This is a genomic window from Iodobacter fluviatilis (assembly GCF_004194535.1).
Taxonomy (GTDB): domain Bacteria; phylum Pseudomonadota; class Gammaproteobacteria; order Burkholderiales; family Chitinibacteraceae; genus Iodobacter; species Iodobacter fluviatilis_A.
In genome coordinates, this window is the sequence record NZ_CP025781.1 from 1,809,349 (window position 1) to 1,833,407 (window position 24,059).

29 protein-coding genes and 1 pseudogene are annotated in these 24,059 nt (G+C 46.8%); 14 read left to right on the plus strand and 16 right to left on the minus strand.

What is annotated here, in order from left to right; translation table 11 throughout:
• Nucleotides 1–19: 19 nt before the first annotated feature.
• From C1H71_RS08045 to yihA, 5 genes are all read right to left on the minus strand, one after another.
• Nucleotides 20–2,188, minus strand: a complete 2,169-nt coding sequence (locus C1H71_RS08045) for a methyl-accepting chemotaxis protein (protein ID WP_130106084.1) — start codon at nucleotides 2,186–2,188, stop codon at nucleotides 20–22.
• A gap of 167 nt (nucleotides 2,189–2,355) precedes the next feature.
• On the minus strand, nucleotides 2,356–2,871 hold the full coding sequence (locus C1H71_RS08050) for a chemotaxis protein CheW (RefSeq protein ID WP_130106085.1): 516 nt from the start codon (nucleotides 2,869–2,871) through the stop codon (nucleotides 2,356–2,358).
• Nucleotides 2,872–2,969: 98 nt separating this feature from the next.
• The gene (locus C1H71_RS08055; RefSeq protein WP_130106086.1) at nucleotides 2,970–3,332 is read right to left on the minus strand and encodes a response regulator; all 363 of its coding nucleotides are present in this window, start codon (nucleotides 3,330–3,332) and stop codon (nucleotides 2,970–2,972) included.
• 75 nt (nucleotides 3,333–3,407) lie between these two features.
• On the minus strand, nucleotides 3,408–3,791 hold the full coding sequence (locus C1H71_RS08060) for a response regulator (protein WP_130106087.1): 384 nt from the start codon (nucleotides 3,789–3,791) through the stop codon (nucleotides 3,408–3,410).
• 339 nt (nucleotides 3,792–4,130) lie between these two features.
• On the minus strand, nucleotides 4,131–4,796 hold the full coding sequence (yihA, locus tag C1H71_RS08065) for a ribosome biogenesis GTP-binding protein YihA/YsxC (protein WP_130106088.1): 666 nt from the start codon (nucleotides 4,794–4,796) through the stop codon (nucleotides 4,131–4,133).
• A gap of 107 nt (nucleotides 4,797–4,903) precedes the next feature.
• Here yihA and C1H71_RS08070 point away from each other — a divergent pair, with 107 nt between their 5' ends.
• The 4 genes from C1H71_RS08070 to C1H71_RS08085 all read left to right on the plus strand — a co-directional run bounded on the left by C1H71_RS08070 (nucleotide 4,904) and on the right by C1H71_RS08085 (nucleotide 9,529).
• Complete coding sequence (locus C1H71_RS08070; protein ID WP_130106089.1) at nucleotides 4,904–5,533, plus strand: c-type cytochrome; 630 nt, start codon at nucleotides 4,904–4,906, stop codon at nucleotides 5,531–5,533.
• 162 nt (nucleotides 5,534–5,695) lie between these two features.
• Complete coding sequence (locus tag C1H71_RS08075; RefSeq protein ID WP_130106090.1) at nucleotides 5,696–7,705, plus strand: cytochrome c biogenesis protein ResB; 2,010 nt, start codon at nucleotides 5,696–5,698, stop codon at nucleotides 7,703–7,705.
• Complete coding sequence (ccsB, locus tag C1H71_RS08080; RefSeq protein WP_130106091.1) at nucleotides 7,702–8,838, plus strand: c-type cytochrome biogenesis protein CcsB; 1,137 nt, start codon at nucleotides 7,702–7,704, stop codon at nucleotides 8,836–8,838. The genes C1H71_RS08075 and ccsB overlap by 4 nt, the downstream gene beginning before the upstream one ends.
• 208 nt (nucleotides 8,839–9,046) lie before the next feature.
• Nucleotides 9,047–9,529, plus strand: a complete 483-nt coding sequence (locus C1H71_RS08085) for a hypothetical protein (protein ID WP_130106092.1) — start codon at nucleotides 9,047–9,049, stop codon at nucleotides 9,527–9,529.
• 58 nt (nucleotides 9,530–9,587) lie between these two features.
• On the opposite strand, the gene C1H71_RS08090 is transcribed toward C1H71_RS08085, so the two are convergent.
• From C1H71_RS08090 to C1H71_RS08100, 3 genes are all read right to left on the minus strand, one after another.
• Complete coding sequence (locus C1H71_RS08090; RefSeq protein WP_130106093.1) at nucleotides 9,588–9,968, minus strand: diacylglycerol kinase; 381 nt, start codon at nucleotides 9,966–9,968, stop codon at nucleotides 9,588–9,590.
• Nucleotides 9,956–10,714, minus strand: a complete 759-nt coding sequence (locus C1H71_RS08095; RefSeq protein WP_130106094.1) for a BPSS1780 family membrane protein — start codon at nucleotides 10,712–10,714, stop codon at nucleotides 9,956–9,958. Before C1H71_RS08095 ends, C1H71_RS08090 begins: the two co-directional genes overlap by 13 nt.
• Nucleotides 10,715–10,878: 164 nt before the next feature.
• Nucleotides 10,879–12,072, minus strand: a complete 1,194-nt coding sequence (locus C1H71_RS08100) for an acetate/propionate family kinase (RefSeq protein WP_130106095.1) — start codon at nucleotides 12,070–12,072, stop codon at nucleotides 10,879–10,881.
• 384 nt (nucleotides 12,073–12,456) lie between these two features.
• Here C1H71_RS08100 and C1H71_RS08105 point away from each other — a divergent pair, with 384 nt between their 5' ends.
• Complete coding sequence (locus tag C1H71_RS08105; RefSeq protein WP_130106096.1) at nucleotides 12,457–12,924, plus strand: E3 binding domain-containing protein; 468 nt, start codon at nucleotides 12,457–12,459, stop codon at nucleotides 12,922–12,924.
• A 56-nt stretch (nucleotides 12,925–12,980) separates the two neighbouring features.
• Here C1H71_RS08105 and C1H71_RS08110 read toward each other — a convergent pair whose 3' ends face one another.
• The 7 genes and pseudogenes from C1H71_RS08110 to C1H71_RS08140 form a co-directional block, all read right to left on the minus strand.
• A complete protein-coding gene (locus tag C1H71_RS08110) occupies nucleotides 12,981–13,262 on the minus strand; it encodes a hypothetical protein (RefSeq protein WP_130106097.1) in 282 nt (93 codons plus the stop codon).
• A 345-nt stretch (nucleotides 13,263–13,607) separates the two neighbouring features.
• Nucleotides 13,608–14,041, minus strand: a pseudogene (locus C1H71_RS21385) (IS3 family transposase); the annotation flags it as partial.
• A gap of 118 nt (nucleotides 14,042–14,159) precedes the next feature.
• The gene (locus C1H71_RS08120) at nucleotides 14,160–14,411 is read right to left on the minus strand and encodes a transposase (RefSeq protein WP_130106099.1); all 252 of its coding nucleotides are present in this window, start codon (nucleotides 14,409–14,411) and stop codon (nucleotides 14,160–14,162) included.
• Between the two features lie 87 nt (nucleotides 14,412–14,498).
• The gene (aroG, locus tag C1H71_RS08125) at nucleotides 14,499–15,569 is read right to left on the minus strand and encodes a 3-deoxy-7-phosphoheptulonate synthase AroG (protein WP_130106100.1); all 1,071 of its coding nucleotides are present in this window, start codon (nucleotides 15,567–15,569) and stop codon (nucleotides 14,499–14,501) included.
• Nucleotides 15,570–15,643: 74 nt separating this feature from the next.
• The gene (locus tag C1H71_RS08130) at nucleotides 15,644–16,060 is read right to left on the minus strand and encodes a Fur family transcriptional regulator (RefSeq protein WP_130106101.1); all 417 of its coding nucleotides are present in this window, start codon (nucleotides 16,058–16,060) and stop codon (nucleotides 15,644–15,646) included.
• A gap of 12 nt (nucleotides 16,061–16,072) precedes the next feature.
• Nucleotides 16,073–16,489 carry an RNA polymerase-binding protein DksA gene (gene dksA / locus C1H71_RS08135; RefSeq protein ID WP_130106102.1) on the minus strand — a complete coding sequence of 139 codons (417 nt, stop codon included), beginning with the start codon at nucleotides 16,487–16,489 and terminating at the stop codon, nucleotides 16,073–16,075.
• A gap of 183 nt (nucleotides 16,490–16,672) precedes the next feature.
• On the minus strand, nucleotides 16,673–16,975 hold the full coding sequence (locus C1H71_RS08140; protein WP_130106103.1) for a c-type cytochrome: 303 nt from the start codon (nucleotides 16,973–16,975) through the stop codon (nucleotides 16,673–16,675).
• Nucleotides 16,976–17,086: 111 nt separating this feature from the next.
• Here C1H71_RS08140 and C1H71_RS08145 point away from each other — a divergent pair, with 111 nt between their 5' ends.
• Nucleotides 17,087–17,941, plus strand: coding sequence for an energy transducer TonB family protein (locus C1H71_RS08145; protein WP_188053670.1), 855 nt, complete (start codon nucleotides 17,087–17,089; stop codon nucleotides 17,939–17,941).
• Entirely contained in the window at nucleotides 17,941–18,462 is a 522-nt protein-coding gene (ruvC, locus tag C1H71_RS08150; RefSeq protein ID WP_130106105.1) for a crossover junction endodeoxyribonuclease RuvC, read from the plus strand. Before C1H71_RS08145 ends, ruvC begins: the two co-directional genes overlap by 1 nt.
• Nucleotides 18,463–18,549: 87 nt before the next feature.
• Here ruvC and C1H71_RS08155 read toward each other — a convergent pair whose 3' ends face one another.
• Nucleotides 18,550–19,203, minus strand: a complete 654-nt coding sequence (locus C1H71_RS08155; RefSeq protein WP_188053672.1) for a substrate-binding periplasmic protein — start codon at nucleotides 19,201–19,203, stop codon at nucleotides 18,550–18,552.
• Between the two features lie 88 nt (nucleotides 19,204–19,291).
• Between C1H71_RS08155 and ruvA the strand changes: the two genes are divergently transcribed.
• From ruvA to C1H71_RS08190, 7 genes are all read left to right on the plus strand, one after another.
• Entirely contained in the window at nucleotides 19,292–19,891 is a 600-nt protein-coding gene (gene ruvA, locus C1H71_RS08160; protein ID WP_130106107.1) for a Holliday junction branch migration protein RuvA, read from the plus strand.
• Nucleotides 19,892–20,509 (plus strand): phosphatase PAP2 family protein, encoded by a 618-nt coding sequence (locus C1H71_RS08165; protein WP_130106108.1) that lies wholly within the window; start codon nucleotides 19,892–19,894, stop codon nucleotides 20,507–20,509. It begins immediately after the preceding gene.
• Complete coding sequence (gene ruvB / locus C1H71_RS08170) at nucleotides 20,506–21,537, plus strand: Holliday junction branch migration DNA helicase RuvB (RefSeq protein WP_130106109.1); 1,032 nt, start codon at nucleotides 20,506–20,508, stop codon at nucleotides 21,535–21,537. The genes C1H71_RS08165 and ruvB overlap by 4 nt, the downstream gene beginning before the upstream one ends.
• A 23-nt stretch (nucleotides 21,538–21,560) precedes the next feature.
• The gene (locus C1H71_RS08175; RefSeq protein WP_130106110.1) at nucleotides 21,561–21,911 is read left to right on the plus strand and encodes a nuclear transport factor 2 family protein; all 351 of its coding nucleotides are present in this window, start codon (nucleotides 21,561–21,563) and stop codon (nucleotides 21,909–21,911) included.
• Nucleotides 21,912–22,003: 92 nt separating this feature from the next.
• A complete protein-coding gene (tolQ, locus tag C1H71_RS08180) occupies nucleotides 22,004–22,702 on the plus strand; it encodes a protein TolQ (RefSeq protein WP_130106111.1) in 699 nt (232 codons plus the stop codon).
• Nucleotides 22,702–23,109, plus strand: a complete 408-nt coding sequence (gene tolR, locus C1H71_RS08185) for a protein TolR (RefSeq protein ID WP_130106112.1) — start codon at nucleotides 22,702–22,704, stop codon at nucleotides 23,107–23,109. Before tolQ ends, tolR begins: the two co-directional genes overlap by 1 nt.
• A 1-nt stretch (nucleotide 23,110) precedes the next feature.
• A complete protein-coding gene (locus tag C1H71_RS08190; RefSeq protein WP_130106113.1) occupies nucleotides 23,111–23,965 on the plus strand; it encodes an energy transducer TonB in 855 nt (284 codons plus the stop codon).
• Nucleotides 23,966–24,059 lie beyond the last annotated feature (94 nt).

The window sequence follows — 24,059 nt, forward strand, 5'->3', positions numbered from 1 at the left end:
TTTTAATTAACAACACTTATTAAAGCTTAAAGCCCGATGCCGAGTCTTTCAGCTCTTGCGCGAGTGCAGTCAACTGCCCCACCGCAGTTGCTGATTGCTTGGTACCTGCCGAGGTTTGCTCGGTAATCGCCAAAATGTCGCGCATTGAGATATTCACTTTACTTGCCAGTAATGTTTGATCTTCCGTTTCATGCGCAATCGATTCAATCAAGCGCGCCAAATCACGCGAAACCTGACCAATCTCAGTCAGCGCACGGCCAGCGGCATCTGATAGCTTCGCCCCTTCAACCACACCCTGTGTTGACACTTCCATCGCGGCAACCGCATCGTGGGTATCGGTTTGAATAGTTTTCACAATCGCACTAATCTGCTTAGTCGCCTCACCAGAGCGCTCCGCCAAGCGTTGCACTTCTTCCGCAACAATCGAGAAGCCTCGACCTGCTTCACCCGCTGCAGCAGCCTGAATCGCCGCGTTCAACGCCAAAACGTTGGTCTGTTCAGTAATGTCAGAAATCAATTCAACAATTTCACTAATTTCTTGAGAGCTTTCACCCAAACGTTTAATCCGTTTTGCAGTTTCTTGAATCTGCTCGCGAATCTCGCCCATCCCCTTAATCTGATTCTGTACCGCTTCAGCACCTTTTTCAGCAGCCATCAGGGAGGATTGCGCAACGTTGGCTGATTCGGCAGCATTGGAGGACACGCCTCGAATCGAGGTAACCATCTGCTCAACCGTGCTATTAGTGTCTTTAATCTCGGTTGACTGACGTTCCGCAGCGGCCAACAACTCATCCGAAATACCCTGAGCCTCTTGGGTGGCCGAGTTAACCTGGCCAGTGGCACGGTTAATCTTGGTAATCAGGGAGCGCAGTTCTTCAATGGTATAGTTAATCGAGTCGGCAATCGCACCAGTCAAATCTTCAGTAACCGAAGCGCGCACGGTCAAATCACCGTCGGCTAAGTCGGCCATTTCATTCAGCAAGCGCAAAATAGCCTCCTGATTCTTTTTGTTTTCAGCTTCTAGTACCAAACGGCGGCGAACGGCTTCTTGGTTAAATGTCCGTACCAGTAAAAATAGAGCCAGCAATGAAACCGCAATAAAACCCACCTGCAGGGCGTTAATTAAAAACCCACCTACTCTATTTTCATAGGTGTCAGCTAATTCACTGGTTTCTTTCAGTAGTTTTTCAGAATCCAAAACAATACTTTGGTTAGCTAATCGCGAGCTGACCAAAGGCTGCATATTTTTAGAAAAAGAGGTAACTACAACTTCAAAATCCTGGAAACGGTTGCGAATGTCACTTAATTTACTTGCCATTTGCGAGCTTGAAATCGCCCGAATAGGTAATTCTGGATTTTTACCATCCCCAAATGCCGTCACGATTTCATTAAATACCGATACATCTTTACCCAACAAGAACACCACTTCTGGGTTAATCAAGTCGCTACCCAAAACCGCATTAGCGTTTTTAGCCATCCGTTGCGACAGCATGGATAATTGGTGTGCGTAATCCAGCTCACGCATCGTCCCGCCATTCTCCCCAAGCATAGTGGTAAATTGCTGAATATTTTCCAGCAAGGAGGCATCTGTACTATTAATTGAGCCCACCGATTGACCCAAGCTCACCAAGGCTTTTTCTCGCTTGAGAATGGTGTCGACTGTTGGCCGAGACTTGTTCGGTGCAAACGATTGCACCCATGTTTGACGCACTGAATTAATTAATTGATCAGGACTTTTTGCCAATAAACTAAAGAAAAAATCACCTGCAGATAATTGCGTTAAATTGCTATCAAACTTGTCATAGGAGTCTTTTAGTGTGGCAAACGCATCAGGCTTACCCTGTACAGCTTGCGTAGATGCACGCGCAATACGCTGCGAAAGCATTTGCATTTCAGTGGAAACCGCACGACGCTCGGCATTAAAGGAAGAGCTTTGAAAAGCAACAAAGGCCGTAACAATAAACAAGGCCGCTGAAACTAACATCACGATCAGTAATAAAGCCATTTGCTGCCGTAGCGGCAAAGCTCCAATCAGAGGAAGGGGTTTGTTTAGCTTTGCATCGTCGGCATCAGGCAAGCTGATCCGGCCCATAATTGTTGATTTTGCAGGCTCAGAATTTTCTGGAACAGGAGCTGCTTTTTTAAGTCCGGAAAAGAGGCGTTTTACGCCATCCAGATTTAGTGCCATTTTGTGTTACTCCCGATCCCGTATATATATTTATGAATACTTCAAATGAACAATATCTTAAAAAATAACGCCCAATGGTGATCGCTACTCGCTCGAACACGCTTTAAACACACAGTTTATCACTGATAAATGGCACTTAAAGACGGGCTATATCTTTCAAAAAATGACTATATTTGACCTGTTTGCAAGAAAGCAGGCTGCGCAACTAATGCTTGAATATCTAAACTACGCCAAGTAATGCCTGAGGCATCACGATATGCGTCCCCTACCCACTCTCCCGATCTTTCTAATGCCTGATCTGGAGTTAAATCGGCCAAATGCTTTAACCCCAACATCCGATCTACCAAAATAGCCGAATGCAAGATATGGCGAGGATGTAGAAGCAATAACCGAGCTGCTGGCGTGGCAGATAAACTGCCTGCCCCAATAAATTCAGCTAAATCACTGACACTGACCAAATTACCTCGCAAATTTGCCACGCCTTTAAACCATGCATGCACTAAAGGCACTGGCGATATCGCAGGCAAAGGCATTACTTCGGCAACATCAGATAAATCAAGCAACCAATTCTCTCCGCCTATTTTCACACCCAAACGGGCATCTACTTGAGCGGTAGCGGCAACACTTCTTAAGCGAGCCATTACCCCTTCTTGATATTCACGCAGACTAATCCGTTTGGCCATTATTTTTCCGCTTAATAGGCAGGTATTTGAAAACGCAATACGTTATTTAATTTATTTTTAAAAAAATACAGCACTTATTGCGTGATCAATTTAAAATTTTACAGTGCTGCAATTTTAGCAAGCAGCTCTTGAGAATCAACTGGTTTAACTACGTATTCTACTGCACCTTGCCTGCGCCCCCAGACCATATCTGTTTCTTGGTTTTTAGACGTACACATAATAATCGGAATATGTTTTGTGGCTTCATCACGGCTTATGGTGCGTGTAGCTTGGAAGCCATTCATCCCTGGCATCACTACATCCATTAAAATAAGGTCAGGCATAATTTCTTTGACCTTTGCTATGGCTTCTTCACCTGACTCGGCAGTCAACACTTGAAAACCATTTTTATTGAGCAATTCGCCCAAAAAGTGGCGTTCAGTTGGCGAATCATCGACGATCAATATTTTTCTAATACTCATTGCGGTTCTACCCATAATTAAAATCAAGTACTAAGCTCGGCTACCCATTGATTTAGAGTGCTGCTAAATACAAGGTTAATCAAGCCTGATATGTGCACTAACAGCCTGCAGTAGGCTATCTTTGGTAAAAGGCTTAGTCAAATACTCGTCAGAGCCCACCATTCGGCCCCTAGCACGATCAAATAAACCATCTTTAGAAGACAACATGATAACGGGCGTCATTTTATAACGTGGATTCTTTTTAATCAGCGAGCAAGTTTGGTAGCCATCTAGCCTTGGCATCATGACATCAACAAAAATCACATCAGGCAAGCGATCACTGATTTTGGCCAAAGCATCAAAGCCATCTTCGGCCAGAATAACCTCACACCCTGCTTGACCAAGAAATATTTCAGCACTCCTACGTATGGTATTGCTGTCATCAATCACCATGACTTTTATTCCGGCGAGCTTTGACATTGCATTCCCCTCCTGTTCTTATAATCGAAGCAGTATTGTGGATAATCTAAGCCATTTTTGCAGCGAAATATCATACACACGCCACAGTTTGAACCCTACATTGTATATACGACGAGCTGAGGCTGCACCCTAATATTAGACAATACTAAAGGATTATTAAGTAAATTAGTCAAAGATACGTGAAATAGAAAAAAGAAACCCCGGCCAAAGCTTACATAGACCGGGGTTATATACAGCTTTGGCACGTTGCCAAAGTACCCGCTCAGGGAGGAAAAAGCGGGAGGTGCAGGGGCGCACCTAAAGTCAAGATAGGACGTTGGCATGGAACTGCAAGCCTGATTAGCCCCCGTCTGTCGGTTCTGAATTTCCTTCTTTTAAATCATCATCGCCAGCAATCAAATTTTCACGGTAATTCATGGCGTCAAACCAGCCACCAACAACCTTTTCCGTGATATCTACACCTAACTTTTTAGAGCTAGAAAAGAGCTGAACGGTAATCATGGACTCATCAGCAAACTCCGCTTCTACCTTACGTAAAATCGCAATCTGTTCCTGACGATTAAGTTTATCGCACTTCGTTAAAATGCAATGAATCGGCTTACCCGTCGGGCGAAACCAATTCAGCATCTGCCGATCTAAATCAGTAAGTGGGCGGCGGGAGTCCATAATGAGCACAAGACCGATTAAATTTGTCCGACGGACCAGATATTGACTAAGCAATTTTTCCCAGTGTTGTCTAACTGACACAGGTACTTCGGCATAACCATAACCAGGTAAATCGACAAGACGATTATTCGCGTTACCAAATTGAAAATAGTTGATGTGTTGAGTACGGCCTGGTGTTTTAGAAACAAAGGCAAGCCGCGTATGGTTGGCCAGTGTATTGATAGCACTGGACTTGCCGGCGTTGGAGCGACCGGCGAATGCAACTTCCATACCGTCAGCCGGAAGAGCCTTCAGGTCATTGACGGTTGTCAGGAATTGCAAGCCTTGAAAAAGCGACATTGGGTAACCACTGTGGTTTGTGAACAGGTCTTGTTATAGAATACCAGCATTTGAATGATCGTCGGCCGGTTCAGCTCGGCCACATTGCACTTTTGAGGATAATACTTATGCGCCGTGCGCCTGTTGCAGCAATCATTGCCACACTTTTGATGATGGCCCCGACCGCATTTGCCGCCGGCAGCACGAAAGCAGATCCGGCCAAAGGTAAAATACTGGCTGATAAAGTCTGTGCGGCCTGTCATGGCGTAGATGGCAATAGTGCGGCTTCTGCAAATCCTAGCCTTGCAGGCCAACATCCTGAATATATTGTAAAACAATTGGCCGAGTTCAAGGCCGGTAAGCGCAAAAATCCCGTAATGATGGGTATGGCAGCGCCTTTGTCCCCTGAAGACATGCAAAATATTGCCGCCTATTTCTCTACCCAACAAGCCAAAGATCGTGGCGCTTCTGATAAAGCGTTGATCGAAGCAGGTAAGAAAATCTATCGCGGTGGAATTATGGCGAAAGGGGTTCCTGCCTGTATGGCCTGCCACGGACCATCTGGCGCGGGTATTCCAGGGCAGTACCCACGTATGGGTGGTCAGCATTCAGCCTATGTACTGGCCCAGTTAAATGCTTTCCGCAGCGAAGATCCTAATGTTAGCCGTGCCAATAATCAGGTTATGAAAGATATTTCGAGCAGAATGTCAGACAACGAAATCAAAGCCGTAGCAGAGTACATTCAAGCGCTACATTGATTTAAGGCATAACTTGGCAGCGTTGTCTCTTTGTGAGCGAGCGCTGCCACTCCCTACTGGAACTTTTTCCGGTATAAGGGATCTCTCGTGCAAATGTCACAGCTTGCATTGCTTACTTGAGATCCCCAGACCAAGGGGCCACTTGCCCCTTTTTGACTTCTTATGACACCCAAAACTTCCTTTTCTAAAGCGCTCTACGAGCTATTCTCGTCTATGCGCTTTGCCGTCAGTCTGCTAATCATTCTGGCTATTGCCTCAATGATTGGCACCGTGCTCAAGCAAAACGAGCCTTATCCAAACTATAAAATTGAGTTTGGCGAATTCTGGTTCCAAGTTTTCCATCCGCTCGGTCTATTCGACGTTTACCACAGTGTATGGTTTTTGCTCATTCTGGTTTTTCTAGTGCTGTCCACCAGCCTGTGTATTTGGCGACAGTGGCCCGGCATATGGCGCGATGTCCGTGGTTATCGTGAAAACGCCACACAGAACTCTCTGCGTTTAATGTCACACCATCACGAGATTGATCGTGAGCTGGCTGCAGCGAAAGTAATCGATGTGTTATCCAATCACGGCTACCGCAGCAGAATTAAGGAAGGAAATGACCATGTGCTCATTGCGGCCAAAAAAGGCAGCTTTCAGCGTTTAGGCTATTTATTTGCCCACGCCGCAATTGTGGTGATTTGTATTGGTGGCTTACTAGATGGCAATGTGCCCCTCAAGCTCACCGAGCTCTTTGGCCTTAAAACGCCAGAAACACGCGATTTACCCCAGAGTAAAGTCCCCGCACAAAGCCGCCTACCCGAAGATAATTTATCTTTCCGTGGTAACGTCACCCTATCCGAGGGCACGGTAGGTGATGTGGTGTTTTTAAATGCCGGCCAAGGTTATTTTGTCCAAGACCTACCCTTTGCAGTGAAGTTAAATAAATTTCATATCGAGCATTACTCCACCGGCCAACCTAAGCTGTTTGCTAGTGATATTGATTTACTGGATAAAGAAACTGGCAAAGTACTTAAAAGAGCCAAAATCGAAGTTAATAAACCTTTAATTTACAATGGCGTAGCGGTTTATCAAGCCAGCTTTAGCGATGGTGGCTCCAAGCTTGAAATGCAGCGCTGGGATTTAAACAGCAACACGGCACAGCCGATGATTACCCGCTCACAAGCCACCCAAGCTGTACAAATTAATGGCCAGCCTTATCAATTAGAAATGGGCGATTTTCGCGCGTTTAATATTGAAAATATGGGCAAGGTTGCCAATAACACCATGGCAGTGAGCAAATTTGCCCAAGCGATGGCCTCAGCCCAAGCGGTGCAAAGTGAGCACAATTTAAAAAACATCGGTCCATCGATTCAATTTAAATTGCGCGATAAAAACGGTCAAGCAACCGAATACCTGAATTATTTCGCGCCGTTCTTTGAAAAAGGTGCGGGCTACGCTGTAACTGGCATGCGCACCGAAGTTGCAGCTCCCTTTCAGTTTGTACGTATTCCGCTAGATAAGGAGCTGGAAGCAAACACCTTTATGCGTTTGCGCGCCGCCCTACTGAATAAATCACTCCGCGCAGAAATTGCCCGCCGTACTGCTGCTAAAGCTTTCCAAAGTGGTGGGATTTCTAAAGCAGGCGAAGCACAATTTAGGGATGTGACTAGCGGCGTACTGACGCGCTTTAGCGAAGGGGGCTTTCCCGCCATTGAAATTTTCCTCGATCAAAAAGTACCTAAAGACCAGCGCCAAACCGTGGCCCAAACCTATATTAAAATTTTGCAAGGCGCCGTTATTGACGTGATGGATGTGGCGCAAGAAAAAGAAGGGCTTGCGTTGTTGCCCATGGATGAAACGCAATATCGCTTTTTGATGGATAGTTTGGTGGCGGTAAGCAGTTTATTTGAATACGGGCCATCGATCTGGCTAGAGGCCAATAGCTTTGAAGAAATCAAAGCCAGCGGCTTTCAAATTACCCGCGCACCAGGGCAAAACATTGTGTATTTAGGCTCGTTATTATTGGTCATCGGTATTTTCTGCATGTTTTATATTCGTGAAAATCGCGTTTGGGTTCGCCTTGCTGCTGGAAAAACCCTGATTGCGATGAGTAGTAATCGCAAAACCTCCGATCTGGATCGAGAATTTACCGAGCTTAGCTCGGATTTGGCCGAAGGAAAAACCCCATGAGTTTCACTACCTCCAAACGCCGTGTATCGCTGTTTGACATGCTGTTTGCCTTTGTCATTATTGCTGGCGGCCTATTTGCATATAAGCGCTACGCCAATTTTATGGATTATTACGAAGAAGGCATCTTACTTGGAACGGTGGCTGCTATCGTCTGGTTTGGCCGCTTTTGGCCTGCCATGCGCGTGTTTCTACCCATCAGCGCCCTCTGTGCCCTTGCGGGTATCTCGCTTTACCAAGGCAGCCTTGCCAATGGGCAAAGCGTGTTCTGGCTAAAATATATTTTATCCAGCCAATCGGCGGTGATGTGGATGTGCGTGCTTTATCTGCTCGCCACCTTAATGTATTGGTTGGGTATGTTACGCCGCTCTAACACAGCTTTAGATATAGCCAGCAACCTCACTTGGGCGGCCGCTTCAGCCGCCTTAGTTTCTAAACTTGTGCGCTGGTACGAAAGCTATTTGATTGGTTCCGACGTGGGGCATATCCCCGTTTCTAATCTCTACGAAGTATTTATTCTGTTTTGCATGATCACCACCTTGATGTATCTGTATTACGAACAGAAATTTCAAAGCCAAGGCAAAGCAAAGACTATGGGCGCATTTGTGCTACCCATTATCATGGCAGCGGTGGGCTTTATTCTTTGGTATAGCGTGGATCGCCAAGCGCACGAGATTCAACCCTTGATCCCCGCCCTACAATCTTGGTGGATGAAAATTCACGTACCGGCTAATTTTGTTGGTTACGGTGCTTTTGCCCTATCTGCAGGCCTTGCTGCGGCCCAGCTACTGGTTTCTAAAGGCATTTTAGCTAGCCGCCTACCTAGCTACGAAACGCTCGGCGAGGTGATGTATAAGGCCATCTCCATCGGCTTTTTATTCTTTACCATTGCCACCATTTTGGGCGCCATGTGGGCAGCCGAAGCATGGGGCGGCTATTGGAGCTGGGACCCAAAAGAAACTTGGGCACTGATCGTGTGGCTCAACTATGCATCATGGCTGCATATGCGTTTAGTTAAAGGCTGGCGAGGTAATGTATTGGCGTGGTGGGCCTTGATTGGTCTATTTGTGACCAGCTTTGCCTTTATTGGCGTGAATATGTTTTTATCTGGCTTACATTCATACGGCGGCCTTTAATAAGCCGCTCAATCTAATCATAATCGCCTCTATATGAGGCGATTTTTTTATTGCATAAACTTTATTATCTCCAATGCTCTGCTTAGGTCACAGTTACAATTTAATGTCAGCTGAATAAGTCCTAAGTAAGCATTTGCTATTTTAATGTTGGCTTATATAGGGTCTTAGGGTAATCTTCACCGAATATAACTCTATTTGGTCATGATAAATGGATCAGCAGTGCTATCGTAAAACCACTAAAGGCAATCAAGAAATCGCCGAGCGCAGCGGTTTTCTTTCTTCCACCGCACGCCGCCTATTGATTATGCTTGATGGCAAAAGAACTCGCGGTGAATTACTGAAAGCCATGAGCTTAGATGAGTTAGAAGAAAGCCTAGCGCGGCTAGAATTGCTCAAAATGGTTGAAGAAGTGAGTGGGCTCAATCAAGCAGGCCTAGCTGGGATTGATAAGCAAGCATTAGCGCAAGTCTACAAAATGATGTTTATGAGCAATCAGCAGTATTTAGCAGGCAAGCTAGATCGCTTTTTAGAGGAAGACTTTGCTCTTATTCAAAATAGAGCTGGGCTAGAAACCGTATTAGAACATTGGCACAAACTCTTATGTGATGCTGGCCATGAAGTAACGGCTTATGCCTACTTAAAACAAATTAACGCGGCTTTAGGGTGGAATAACAAAATCCCATCGCTATAGCGATAGGATTGATTAAAAATATTCCAATGGCTTATTTAGCCCATACCAAGCACATTACTTAACCCAGTAATACCAAACACCACATCAGGGCTAAATTTAATAAACAAACCAACTGCGCTGCGCTGCCTAAATCTTTAGCCCGTTTAGCGAGCACATGACGCTCTAATGAGGTGTGATCGACTGCCGCTTCAATTGCAGAGTTGAGTAATTCCACAATCATGGTGGCAAAGTGGCTAACAACTAAAATTGCACGCCCCCAATGGGGCAAGCTTGGAATAAAAAAAGCGCAAGCAATCCCTATACATGCCAATAAGCTAACTTGGCGAAAGGCCGCTTCATTCAGCCAACCCGCTTTTAAACCGTCTAAAGAATAGCCCAGTGCATTAAAAACACGGGCAACTCCTGTTTTCCCTTTAAATGGACTTTCTAGCACGCGGATGCTCCATCAATGCCAATTGGCGTTACTTCAAAAATTTCTTGGTAAGCTACATACTGCATCAACATCATCACAGGCAGCACAACCAAAAAGCCCAGCATTAAAGTAAATGCGGAGAAAACACACAGAACGATTGTAATCAAACCACTCACTAAAAACGCCTGCCAATTCCTACAAACGCCAATAAAAGACAGCTTCATCGCCTCTAGCGGCGTATAGCCTTCAAATAAAACCAGCGCCGGAGCAAACCAAACGGCACAGATCATCGGCGTCATCAACATTAAATTAAGTGAAGTATGCAAATACAATGATTTCATTTGTTCGGGTGTAGGCAAGGTTCCTGGCGCAATATCGGCCAAGCTGGATTGACTACCCAATAAACTCAGCAATGCCGTAACCAACAAAACGGCGAGCACATTAATAAAACCAATCCGTAGTAATGGTTTTACATCAGCCTTAAAAGCGGCAAATAAATCCAATGGCCCCACTTTATTTCCTAGATCACATTGCTTAGCGGCTAAAAATAACCCCGCAGAAAGCACTGGTGAGACAAGGGTGTAGGCAATAGCCACCACGGCAGGCAGCACGCTGGCCAGTAAAGCTAAAACTAGAAATTGCAATGCCAGCACAATCCACATGCCAGGTTGGTGGCGAAATAGCGTGAATCCCTGCACATACCACTGCCAACCTCTGCCAGCCTTAAGATGACGCGGTTCTGGCACTAAATCGATTACAGTATCTTTATCCATTATTTTTTTGTCCACTGGGACTCTGGCAAGGCCTGAAGGATACGTGAACCGGCTTCAAAGTTAAACCATACAAAATCCATTTCAAAATTGAACCCTCAAATTCGACACGTAAAAAAACGGCCACATGGATAGCCTCCAGTGGCCGTTTGATAAGGCTAGTTAATTTAAGCTGCCACGCACTTTAAAGCATGGCGAGCAATCATCAGCTCTTCATTGGTTGGAATGATGTAAACAGGAATGCGGCTGCTTGGCAGCGAGATGCAACGCGGCTCACCGGAACGCTTAGCGTTTTCTACTTCATCCAGCTCTACCCCCATCCAGCGCAATTCATTACATACGGTGGCACGGGCAATATCGTCGTTTTCACCAATACCTGCGGTAAACACGAGGGCATCAAAGCCTTGCATCGCAGCCGCCAAAGAAGCGGCTTCACGCACTACACGGTGAGCAAAATAATCAACGGCAAATTTTGCATGTGGATCTTTACTGGCGTGTAGATCACGCATATCGCTAGAAATGCCAGACATACCCAACAAACCAGATTTTTTGTACATCAGCTCTTCAATTTGCGCCACATCCATTTTTAGGTGGCTCATAAAGTGCAGAACCAGCGCTGGATCGATCGTACCGCAGCGTGTGCCCATAGGCAGGCCTTCTAAGGCCGTGAAGCCCATCGTGGTGGCTTGGCATACACAATTAAGCAAGGCAGCCATCGATGAGCCATTGCCTAAGTGAGCCACTACCGTGCGCCCTGTCGCTGCCTTAGCATCAATCGTAGGCAAGACGCTGGCAATATATTCATAAGACAGGCCATGAAAGCCATAGCGGCGAATACCATGCTGCTCGCTAAATTCATACGGCAGCGCGTATTGCTGCTCAAGCTCAGGCTGAGTGCGATGGAAAGCGGTATCAAAACACGCTACTTGCGGTACGTTTGGCAAGAGTTGGGCCAAAACACGCATAGGCATAATATTGTGCGGCGCATGTAAAGGAGCCAAAGGCACGGTCTCGTCCAAGCCTTTTAATACTTCTTCTGTAATACGTACGGGATGGCAAAAATTTAAACCACCATGCACTACGCGATGGCCAATAGCCGCAATATGGCGGCCATTAATATGGCTGTTTAGCCAAGCTAACATATGACGCAGCGCAGAATCATGGTTTTTTGGCATATCGGCTGGCATAGACTCAGACACCAGCTTGTTATCATCTGCATCTTTGGCTACAAATTTTGGATCAACATAGATCCCATCAGCTAGGCCTTTAAAGAGCAAAACAGGGTCAGCTGCGTCGGTTTCAAACAGGGAAAACTTGATGCTGGACGAACCGGCATTGATAACTAAAACCAACTCACTCATAAACTACTCCTTAGTATTGCACTGGCCGTGATAAGCGTCGCCCTACCACTAGCTTGTATCGATAGATCAGAACAATCACCTAGCCTAGCAAACTTCAAGATAGGTAGATCGCTGTTTCTTCACTGAGCTTGCACAGGCGAGAAAAGGGCCGTACTTGCTGCGCCCAATATATTTTTGTGCTTTTAGTGAACCGCTATTTTTGCTGAACACCACCGAGCTGCTGCGGTAATATCTGTATAACTCTTGCCCATTGAGGCCGAATGTTAAAAACAGCGATGCTGCACCGCAACGGAATAATTACTGCTGCATATTTTAAGCAACACCAAATCACCCTGTATTGGCCAAAATCAAGCTAAATCGCCCTCAAATAGGTGCATATTCACCATGACTGCATTTACCACGCACCTGATTTGCGTACCAGAACTAGACAATACCGCTAGCGTAGTAGCCTTACATGTCTTGCCTAGCCAGCATGTCCAAATAAATACACCATTACTTACACTGCATTGTGGGGATGAGTTAGTAGAAATTTGTGCTCCAGAAACAGGCTTAGTTTCTCACCTAATGGTGACATTATTAGAAACGGTAGCCTGTGGTGATTTGCTTGTGGAAATGGAGATAGAAGAAGTACCCGTGCAAATGTTTGGCACAGAAGAGTTATCATTTGCCAGCGCGTGTCAACTTGATTGGCCCGCGGCCCCACTACTCAGTGTCAGCCCACCTGCGGCCAAACTTGCCGCCAAATTGGGCGTTGATCTCAGTACAGTGACTCCCCAAGGACCATCGATTGAAATGACCGATGTGGAAGCCCATGTGCGCTCCATCATGCTGCAATGGTTAGCAAAATCTTAGCCTATATAAAGTAAAGAATACCCATTACATGGCGGGCTTCAGGCAATGTTTGCCCACTATTTTTTCTGTAGCTTTTCCATAATTTCTACAGGATTTTGGCTTACCTCTAGCATTGCGCGTACTAAATTAAACGCCGCCGCCGCCTCAATAGGATGTTTACCATATGACACTACACTGGCGTGCTTCCAACCAGCGGAAAGCAAGGCATTCCGCTTAAAATTAGTGCCCTCAATCCCCCCGCCCCCTAATTGCATCAGCGCTTGCTCAATCAAAACATGGGGCAATGGGGTGCGAGAAATAATATTAAAATGATCTGGAATAACTTCATCAAATTGCATGGACTTGCTCCTTATTAGCTAATCCCTTGACTTACATCAGTAGTGAAAAAAACTGATTCAAGCCACCCGATTTTCAATATTAGTAAAGAGTCTAGCCAAATCCAGCAATTCCATGCTCTACGGTCAAAAAAGATGAGCTACAACAGCACAATAAGTGCTTATTTAGCGCGGCATGGATGAACTAATGGGTCTTATCACGAGCATAAATAGGCACCCAAAAGCCATATAAAAACCACACAATGGACATGCTTGGGTTCAATTTTAAACATGAAAGAGCAAGCAGGCTCTCAAATGAAAAACGCCTCAATCAATGAACTGACCCCAATACGTTGGACGGTATAAAAACTAGGTGCTCAAGAGCTGGGCTCTGTATTGAACAGGACTCAGCCCTTTTAACTTCAGCTTGATTCGGCCATAGTTAGAGTAATGGATGTAATCCACTATGCCTTGCTCTAGTTGCTCAAGACTAGCGAATTTTGCCTGATAAAAGAACTCAGACTTCAACGAGCCGAAGAAGCTTTCCATCGTTACATGATCATGGCAGTTCCCTTTTCTTGACATACTTTGCACCAGCCATTTTTCTGCCATTTGCTGCCGATACCCTGCCATTTGATACTGCCAACCCTGATCTAATGCAGCAGCGTTTTTTCATCCGCGCTCAGCTTAGTTAAGGCCTTCTTTAGCATTTGACTGACCAGCGCAAATACCGGACGACGCGCCATTTCAAATGCGATAATTTCCCCATTGTATAAATCCAGCACCGGTGACAAATTGAGCTTTGGCTTCAATTAAGGCATTGTACTTTTTTATGTAGACCACCTCTAAACGGAGGCGTTTTTTTCTGCAATGAGTTCTTCACGGCTACGGATTTAATCATCAATCGGTAGGGGAGCCGTGTTATTTTCGGCGACAGGCATAGGTGATTTTTTTTCGACCCTTCGCCGCGGGTTCAAGGGCAACAATTACGGCATCGTAATGACTATATGTGGATACTAAACCCGATTCACCATGCAAGAGAAAGGACCTCACCCAGCGACGAAACATGGCCTGCTCGATGCCATGTTGGTTGGCGATCGTTTTGATTCGTGCTTCGCCAGTTAAATATTGCTGAACAACAGAAAACTTGAATTGCGTTGTGTGCTTAGGCATAAAAACACCCCAAAAATATAGATTGGTGTCCAACTTTTGGGGTGCAGTTCACAACGAAGCATTTTTGACGGTTAAATCATCCAGCGCTTAAATATGCACCTTGGCAATTGCACGGCGATCAAGCACCGCCTGTGCTAAATCGCTCAACATGGTTTCAGTTTGATCCCAACTAATGCAACCATCGGTAATCGATTGCCCATAAGTTAGAGGTGTTCCTTCCACATGGTCTTGGCGGCCTCCCACAATATGACTTTCAACCATCACACCAAAAATCGCATTATTACCACGGGCTAATTGAGCACAAACATCAGCCGATACATTCACCTGACGGCGGTAATCTTTGCTGCTATTAGCGTGGCTAAAATCAACCATGATTTTTTGTGGTAAACCCGCTTTAGCTAAATCTGCAGCCGCAGCTTGTACATGGTTGGTATCAAAATTAGGCTCTTTACCACCACGCAAAATAATATGGCAATCAGGATTGCCTCCCGTTGCAACAATCGCCGAATGGCCCATTTTTGTCACAGACAAAAAGTGGTGGGATTGGCTAGATGCGCGAATCGCATCCAAGGCAATTTTTAAATTGCCATCGGTGCCATTTTTAAAACCAACCGGGCAAGATAAGCCCGAAGCTAATTCACGGTGCACCTGTGATTCAGTGGTACGGGCACCAATTGCACCCCAGCTCATTAGATCCGCCATGTATTGCGGCGTAATCATGTCTAGAAATTCACCGGCAGTTGGCATGCCATCATTGTTTAAATCAACCAGCAATTTACGCGCAATACGCAAGCCATCATTGATATTAAAGCTGCCATTTAGGTAAGGATCATTAATCAGACCTTTCCAGCCCACCGTAGTGCGCGGCTTCTCAAAGTAAACCCGCATCACAATTTCAAGATCGTTTTTGTGCAACTCGCGCAACACTTTTAACTTAGCCCCATATTCATGGGCAGCCGTAGTATCGTGGATTGAGCAGGGCCCAATCACCACTAGCAGACGATCATCTGTGCCCTGCAGGATGCGCTGAATCGCTTGGCGGGTTTCAAATACCGTAACGGAAGCCACTTCACTGACTGGAAACTTTTCCATCACAGCAATCGGGGGGAGTAGTTCTTTTATTTCACGAATACGGACGTCATCTGTTTGGTATTGCATATGCTTCCCCTGTCGCATTGCCGTCTACGCTGCGGCAAGTTTTTATTTTCCATGTGGAGGGAAGAGATTAGCGTCTATCGACAGTCGGCGCAAATGCCTTTAACCGTGATTTCCACCGTACGTGCCATGAATTGCACAGGTAAGCTTACAGGTAAATCACTGCTAACATTTTCTAAACAGAAAAAACGACCGCATTCTTCACACTGAAAATGCGCATGATGGTGTGGAGCAGGTGCAACAGAAAAGCGCCAAACTCGATCATCCCCAGATAGCTTATGCGCCAAATGTTGTTCATTGAGCCAATCAAGCACGCGATAGACTGTGACACGATCAATCGCAGGCTGCAGCGCGGCCAAGACATCTAGATGGGATAGCGGCCGCTGGGCATCTAGCAAAGCCGCCAGCACACGTACCCGTGCAGGCGTTGTGCGGGCACGGGTTTGGGCGACTAAATCTCGCGCTTTAGCGATAGTCTCAGCACTGTTACTCATAAAAACAGGGCATTAATCTGCGTACTGTTTTTTCATGCGTTCACGACGCTCTTGCGCTTCCAAAGACATGGAGGCCGTTGGGCGAGCTACTAAACGCGGCAAGCCAATAGGCTCACCCGTGTCTTCGCAGTAACCGTAATTACCCTCGTCCAATTTACGCAAGGTGGAGTCGATTTTCATCAATAGCTTACGCTCACGATCCCGTGTACGTAGCTCTAATGCGTATTCTTCTTCCAAAGTAGCGCGATCAGCAGGATCTGGCGTAGCTTCTTGTTCTTGCAAGTGTTGGCTGGTCTGATTGGCATTAGCCAAAAGCTCTGCTTTCATTTGCAGAAGCTTAGCTCGGAAAAACTCGAGGTGATCCGAGTTCATGTAATCATCTTCTGAACCATTCCAGCTAATGATTTCTTGTTCCGTGAGTTTGGCCATGGTGGTTCTCCCTTTCTGCAAATGGGGGCGGGGCGTGTGAACTGCTGTGTTGTTTCAACATATTGAAACAAATACTAGACAGAACATAAACTTACGAGCATACACCCCACCAAATGGGGAGGCAGCATAATCAAGTCGCCGCCGCAATGCAATAACTCGTTTTGCCATATGGGCGGTATGGTATTAATGAGACAACACCCAATGGATAATAATTTTTAAATCTTTCTCTTCAATTTGCTGAGCTGGCATAGGAATTTTTCCCCATTTTCCGCCTGGCAAACCCGCACGCACTTCTTTCATTAACATTTCTTCTGCATCTTTTTGCCCGCGATATTTTGCAGCAACATCCTTATAAGATGGCCCTACAATTTTACTATCAATCGCATGACACCCCAAACAATTGTATTTGGCGGCAACCTTAGCCCCATCCTCCGCCCAAACCAATGGGGTACAGACTAGTAATAGCGTAAAAAAATACTTAATCATTATTTATTTATCCTGACGGGTAGATGAATGAACTATTTTAGCAGCAAGTGAGTATCGCAACGCTGTGCTACACTCCCGCGATTAAAAATCTTAAGTATGTATGGGCTAACAATGGATAGAGCGCAACGGTTTATGGCTCTGGGCGTCATGTTATCGATACTGGCCCATGCCGTTCCGATTTTTGGCATGAAATTTGTAATGCCCGACCCTAAGACTCTCTTTTCTGCGCAACCACTTGAAGTGGTCCTAGTAAATCAGCGCACTTTGCAAGACGCACTGAAAGCTGATGCGCTTGCCCAAGCCAACCTCAATGGTGGTGGCAATACCGATGTGGCAAATCAACACGTAAAATCACCTTTACCTGCTAACGATAATTTGCCATCTAAAGAGGTAGAACAGGTTAAAGAGCAGCAAAAAAAACTTGAAGCTGACGCAGAAAAACTAATGCTACAGCTCAAGGCAAATACCCATATTGCACAAGATTTAGGCAAAAGCACGCAAGTAGCGGATACCGGCCAAGATAGTGAGCAATTAAAACAACAAGCGCTTGAAATTGCGGGCTTAGCAGCACAAATTAGTAAGCAAACCAGTGCTTATCAAAGCCGACCTCGTATGACCTTTATTGGTGCGAGGGCGCGTGAATATCGTTTTGCCCGCTATGTTGAAGATTGGCGGATGAAAATGGAACGCGTCGGAGCACTAACGTACCCTTTAGATGGGCAAGGCAATAAAATGTATGGCCGTTTATTGGTTTCGGTAGAAATTGATGCAAACGGCAATGTACGCAAGGCAGAAATCAGTAAATCATCAGGCAATAAGGAGCTTGATGCTGCTGCATTACGCATCGTTAAAATGGCCGCGCCTTTTGGTAAATTTCCTGATGAAATTCGTAAAGATACTGATGTGATTAGCATCAGCCGCACTTGGACCTTTGCCAAGGGCGATACCGTTTTAGGCAACGATTAATGCGTATTTTAGGAATTGACCCCGGCTCTAGAGTGACCGGTTTTGGTGTGATCGATGTAGACGGGCAAAACCGAACGTATGTTGCATCAGGCTGCATCCGTACTCCTGGCGGTGAATTGGCCACCCGCATAAAATCAATTTTGCGCGGCATTGCGGAAGTAGTTGAAACCTATAAGCCTGATATTGCCGCAGTTGAAATTGTGTTTGTAAACGTCAACCCACAATCCACCTTAATGCTAGGTCAAGCACGCGGCGCGGCGATGTCCGCACTGGTATTGGCTGATTTACCTATCGGCGAATACACCGCGCTACAAGTCAAACAAGCAGTAGTAGGCAATGGTCATGCCGATAAAGAACAAGTCAGCCAAATGGTACAACGTATGCTACGCCTAAACGGTGCGCCACAAGCCGATGCCGCAGATGCCTTGGCCGTCGCCCTCACCCACGCTCAGCACGATAGCGGCGCGATGAAACAACTAGCCAGCTTAGGGCTCACCATTAAACGTGGGCGACTGGCTTAAATCTTCACGCATGGTAGGCGCTACTTGCTGCATATAGGCCGAGATGGGCGCGACAAACAGCCCCCTTAAGGTCTTTGAAGCTCTGCTTTAAAACTTTATGCGACAAGACGGCAACTGAGCATTAAAGCGCGTTAAAAAATCAGGCTCTTTTTTTAAGAAATGATGCGAAAAATACACACCTAGCGGTTTATCTTCTTGTAATTCGGAGCGTACTTTTTGCTCTACATGGGCCAAGTGAATCGCTTCATTCATGGCTAAATCACTAGCTAACACTGCATCAACTCGGCCAGCAAGCAGCATTTTTAATAGCTGATCATGCGCTGGCGGCGTGGCATAGATGCGATAACCACCTTTTTTTAGCCAGGCAAGCATATTAGAACCAAAATAAGCGCCTACCGTTGCGGAAAGGCGAAACTCCTCGCTCAAAGGTTTAGCCAAACTTTCAGAGCGGAAATACCAGCGCCACTGCTGAGGAGCAATCATTTGCGAAAGCGTAGCATAATGATCTCGCTCACTATTTCGTGAAGCAGAGAAAAACCCATCCGCCTCACCCAATTTAACAAAACGTTGTGCGCGTTTCCAAGGCACAAACTTTATATCCACAGGGCGCTGCAACTTAGTCATTACACAGCGTACTGTCTCCAAAGCAACTCCACTTTGGTGACCATTATCCTGCTGATTGCTATAGGGCAATTGTTGCTGCGTCAGCAATCGGACAGGCGCTGCATGAACTTGCTGCATACAGATCCAGCAAAAAATACCTAACGTCCAATTCGTCAAGCCAATCTCAGGCATTTATAATCCCCGCTTTCATTTAGAGATGCACATCATGATCGGACGCCTTGCCGGAACCCTGATCGAAAAACAGCCCCCACAAATTGTGATTGAAACCAATGGCGTGGGCTACGAAGTAGATGTGCCGATGAGTACGTTTTATGTGCTACCCCACACAGGGCAGCCAGCAAGCTTATTTATTCACATGGTTGTACGCGAAGATGCGCAGCTTTTGTATGGTTTTGCCACCAAGCCAGAACGCGATACTTTTCGCTCGCTGATTAAAGTAAGCGGTATTGGCGCAAAAATTGCACTGGCTATTTTATCAGGCATGAATACAGATGAACTTGCACAAGCCATTGCCGCAGAAGACCTTGTTCGCCTTGCTAAAGTACCAGGAATTGGTAAAAAAACAGCAGAAAGACTAGTACTAGAACTACGTGGCAAGCTCAATAACCTGCCTATTATGACTGCTGTAAATGATAAAAGCGCGTTGTTTCAAGCGCCTGTTTCAAATAAAGACGATGTGCACCATGCATTAATTGCCTTAGGCTATAGCGAACGCGAAGCCAGTAGCGCGGTCAAAGAGTTCGCGACGGATGTAGATGTGTCTGACGGCATTCGGCGTGCCCTTAAACAACTGGTTAAAATTTAAATGCGCACTCTGGCTATCACCGCCCTTGCCGGCACCCTTATTTTTATTGTGCTAGCCTCAGCCCTAGGCACACCGCAGCTCAATGCATTCGATGATGCTATCGGCAATGCGCTGTACGGCGGGCCTCAGGCCCTTATTGCGGCAAGCAAAGTGCTAGCTTGGTTTGGCAGTGCATTTGGCTCCCTACTACTGGCAGCGCTGATTAGTGCCGCCATCTGGAGAAAAACCCGCCAACACTGGGATGCGATAGGCCTTCCATTGGCTATTTTAAGCGGCTGGGTACTGAATGCCCTGCTCAAATTTACCATTCTTCGCCCAAGACCTAGCCTAGAATTCTTAGCCTCAGCCCACGGCCCATCGTTCCCCAGCGGCCACGCTATGAGCGCTTGGATTATGTCTTTTGTATTAGCCATCATCGCCACTCACTACCGTCCACAGCAACGTAGCCTTTGGTTTACCCTCGCTGTTTGCGCCGCAATATTGGGTGGCTTGGCTCGGCTAGTACTAGGCGTGCACCATTTCTCCGATATCATTGCAGGCTTTAGTGTCGCCAGCGTTGTTGTGCTGACTTATTGCTACGCCACAAGCCGCTTTACCCGACTGGATCGCCTGCCATGATCGAAACTGATGCGCTCTCTTCTGCACCTGCTGATCGCCTGATCAGCAGTAAAAAAATGTCATCACAAGAAGAGAAACAAGAACACGCGCTGCGTCCTAAATTACTCGACGAATACGTGGGCCAAGCCAAGGCGCGTGGGCAGTTAGAGATTTTTATTGAAGCTGCAAAAAAACGCGGTGAAGCACTCGATCACGTTTTACTATTTGGCCCACCGGGTCTTGGCAAAACCACGCTGGCGCATATTATTTCCCGCGAGCTGGGGGTTAATTTGCGCCAAACCTCCGGCCCTGTACTGGAGCGAGCGGGCGATTTAGCGGCAATTTTGACGAATCTAGAACCGCATGACGTGTTGTTTATCGATGAAATTCACCGCCTAAGCCCCGTAGTAGAAGAAATTCTCTACCCAGCGCTAGAAGATTTTCAGCTCGATTTAATGATAGGTGAAGGCCCAGCGGCTCGATCGGTAAAGCTCGACCTACCGCCATTTACCTTGATTGGGGCCACCACTCGTGCAGGGATGCTGACCAATCCACTACGTGATCGATTTGGTATTGTGGCAAGGCTGGAGTTCTACACCCCAGAAGAGCTAACCCGCATCACTACACGTTCGGCGCAATTACTCAAGGTGAATATCGCACCTGACGGTGCCTTCGAAATTGCGCGAAGATCACGGGGTACACCGCGCATTGCTAACCGCTTGCTACGCCGCGTAAGGGATTACGCCGAAGTACGAGCCGACGGCCATGTCACCCGTGAAGTAGCGGACGCCGCGCTATCAATGCTAGACGTAGATCACGCGGGGCTGGATGTCATGGATAGGAAGCTTTTATCTGCCATCCTAGAGAAATTTGCTGGTGGCCCAGTAGGGCTAGACAACGTAGCGGCAGCCATTGGCGAATCAAGCGATACCATTGAAGACGTGATTGAACCGTACTTGATTCAACAAGGCTTTTTACAAAGAACACCACGCGGCCGAATTGCTACACTGTCTGCGTATGAACACTTTGGCTTTACACCCAAAGATTGATTTGAATAATGTCAGGGTTTGCAATGGAACAACGCCTCACCGCAGAAATAATTGTCCAAGGCCAGCTTGATGCTTACAACGCGCACGATTTAGAGCGCTTTGTGGCTTGGTACGCTGAATCAGTGCTTGTTTATCAGGCTGGCAAAGCGGAACCTCTCCTTCAGGGCCGAGCAGCCCTAGCTGCACACTATGTGTCGAAGCGTTTCAATCTGCCAAACCTGCATGCTGAGCTGTTAAACCGAATGGTCATTGGAAACAAAGTAATCGACCACGAGCGGGTGGTGGGTATGGGCGAGCATCCTATTGAAGTTGCCGCCGCCTACGAAGTCATTAATGGAAGTATTCAACGAGTTTGGTTTTTTAACCCAAGCTAAGATAGTGTTTCATGCCGCAAAGCTTCAAGTACGCGTAGCTTTACTTTGACAACACGGCGAGCCAACACCCGCCTTTAAGAATGCAAGGAATAATGAAAGTGGACGTTGCTGCAGCAAATCAGGATTTATCAATTATCACTTTAGTCTTACACGCCAGCCCTGTAGTACAAGCGGTGATGGGACTCTTGCTGATCATGTCGTTTATGTCTTGGTGGTATATTTTCAGCAAGCATTTTTCAATTTCACACGCCAGAAAACAAACCGAAGACTTTGAAAGTCGTTTTTGGAATGGTGCAGACCTCGCCACGCTCTACGATCAAGTGCGCCGTGGCCAAACGCTGGGCATGGAAAAAATATTTCAAGCGGGCTTTGGCGAGTTTTTAAAATTGCGTCAGCGTGCAGGTGAGCGCGGCAATATGGAATTATCCGACGTGATGGAAGGCAGCCGCCGCGCCATGCGTGCCGCCTGCCAGCGCGAACTAGATGAGCTAGATGCACACACCGCATTTTTAGCCACTGTTGGCTCTATCAGCCCCTATATCGGGCTGTTTGGCACGGTTTGGGGCATTATGAATGCCTTTACCGGCCTAGCAAATGTGGGCCAAGCTACCTTAGCCACCGTAGCCCCCGGTATTGCCGAAGCACTGGTTGCCACCGCCATCGGCCTATTTGCCGCTATTCCGGCTGTGGTTGCCTATAACCGCTTTGCCAATGATGTCGACAAGCTCGCCAACCGCTTTGATACCTTTATCGAAGAATTTTCTAATATCTTGCAACGTCAGGTGAAATAATGGCTCGCCGCGCACGCAGGATTAAAAACGAGATCAATGTCGTTCCCTATATCGACGTGATGCTGGTTTTGCTAGTGATCTTTATGGTGGCCACACCCATGATGCAGCAAGGCGTGGTGAATCTCCCCACCGTTGGCAAATCCGATCAGGAAGTGAATGTCGCCCCACTGCGCGTGGAAATTGATGCTGCTGGCGCAATCAAGCTGCATGATAAGGAAGAAAGCAGCGATCTAGCCGATCTAAAAGCCCTCGTCGCCAGTGTGCAGGCCAAACAAGCCATTACTCCCAATCGCCCTGTGGTGATTGCTGCAGATAAATCCATCCGTTACGAGCAAGTTATGAATGCGATGGACGCTTTAAAACAGGCCAATATTGCCCGAGTTGGCCTGCTCGTTCAGCCGAAGTGATATGAGACAAACCGTAAATCGTAATGAGCATCGCAAGCTAGCCTTTGTACTGGCAGCGGCCATGCACCTGCTACTAGTGTTGGGCTTATTGCTATCCATGAATTGGCAAACCCAAAAGCAAGAGCCGGTTGTGGTAGAGCTATGGGGCGGCTCGCCAGCAGCCAGCCAGCAAACAACACCTGCGGTAGAAACGTCTCCAACAAAAGCACCTAAGCAGATGCCTAAGCCAGAGCCTTTGCCAGAAAAACCTGCCGAGATTGCCACAGCAAAAGGAAAACCAACGCTGGCTCCGCGGCCAACAGCTAAGCCAACGCCAGTGCCGACGCCTATACCTACTCTGCCGCCTAAAGCCAGCGTAAAACCTACGGCTGCTCCTGTAGCAAAGCCCACTACGGCTCCCAAGCCGTTAGTTAAAGCACCTCCAAAAAGATCTGCTTTTGAAGATGCCCTCTCAGAAGGCAGTTTATTAGAGCCAAGCAAGCCAGGAGCCAAACTCGGCGGCAAAGGCAATAACCCCAATTCAACCGTCAATACTGGCCCAGGCTCGGGCAGCGGCAATAGCCCAATTGCCAAGAAAGGGCTAGCCGACTATCGCAGTAAAGTTTCGCAACTGATTCGGTCCAAATTGGTCTACCCCAATCCTAAGGGCAATCCATCGGCTGAATTCAGAATTAACTTACTACCCAATGGCGAGATTCAAGAAGTGACGCTACTGAAATCTAGTGGTGAGACAATGTACGACGAAGCCGCAAAACGTGCCATTTTGGCCTTACAACGCATGCCCCCCTTACCAGATGGGCAGGCATTTAGCGGTGATTTGCGCAATATGACAATTATGTTCCGCTTGAATGATTAGAGCCATTCCCTTTTATTCAGGCAGAAGAAGACTCATCTTACGCAGAGCGTTGCCCTCTAGCAGCCTGTCGGACTTAAGCGATCATAGCGAGGGA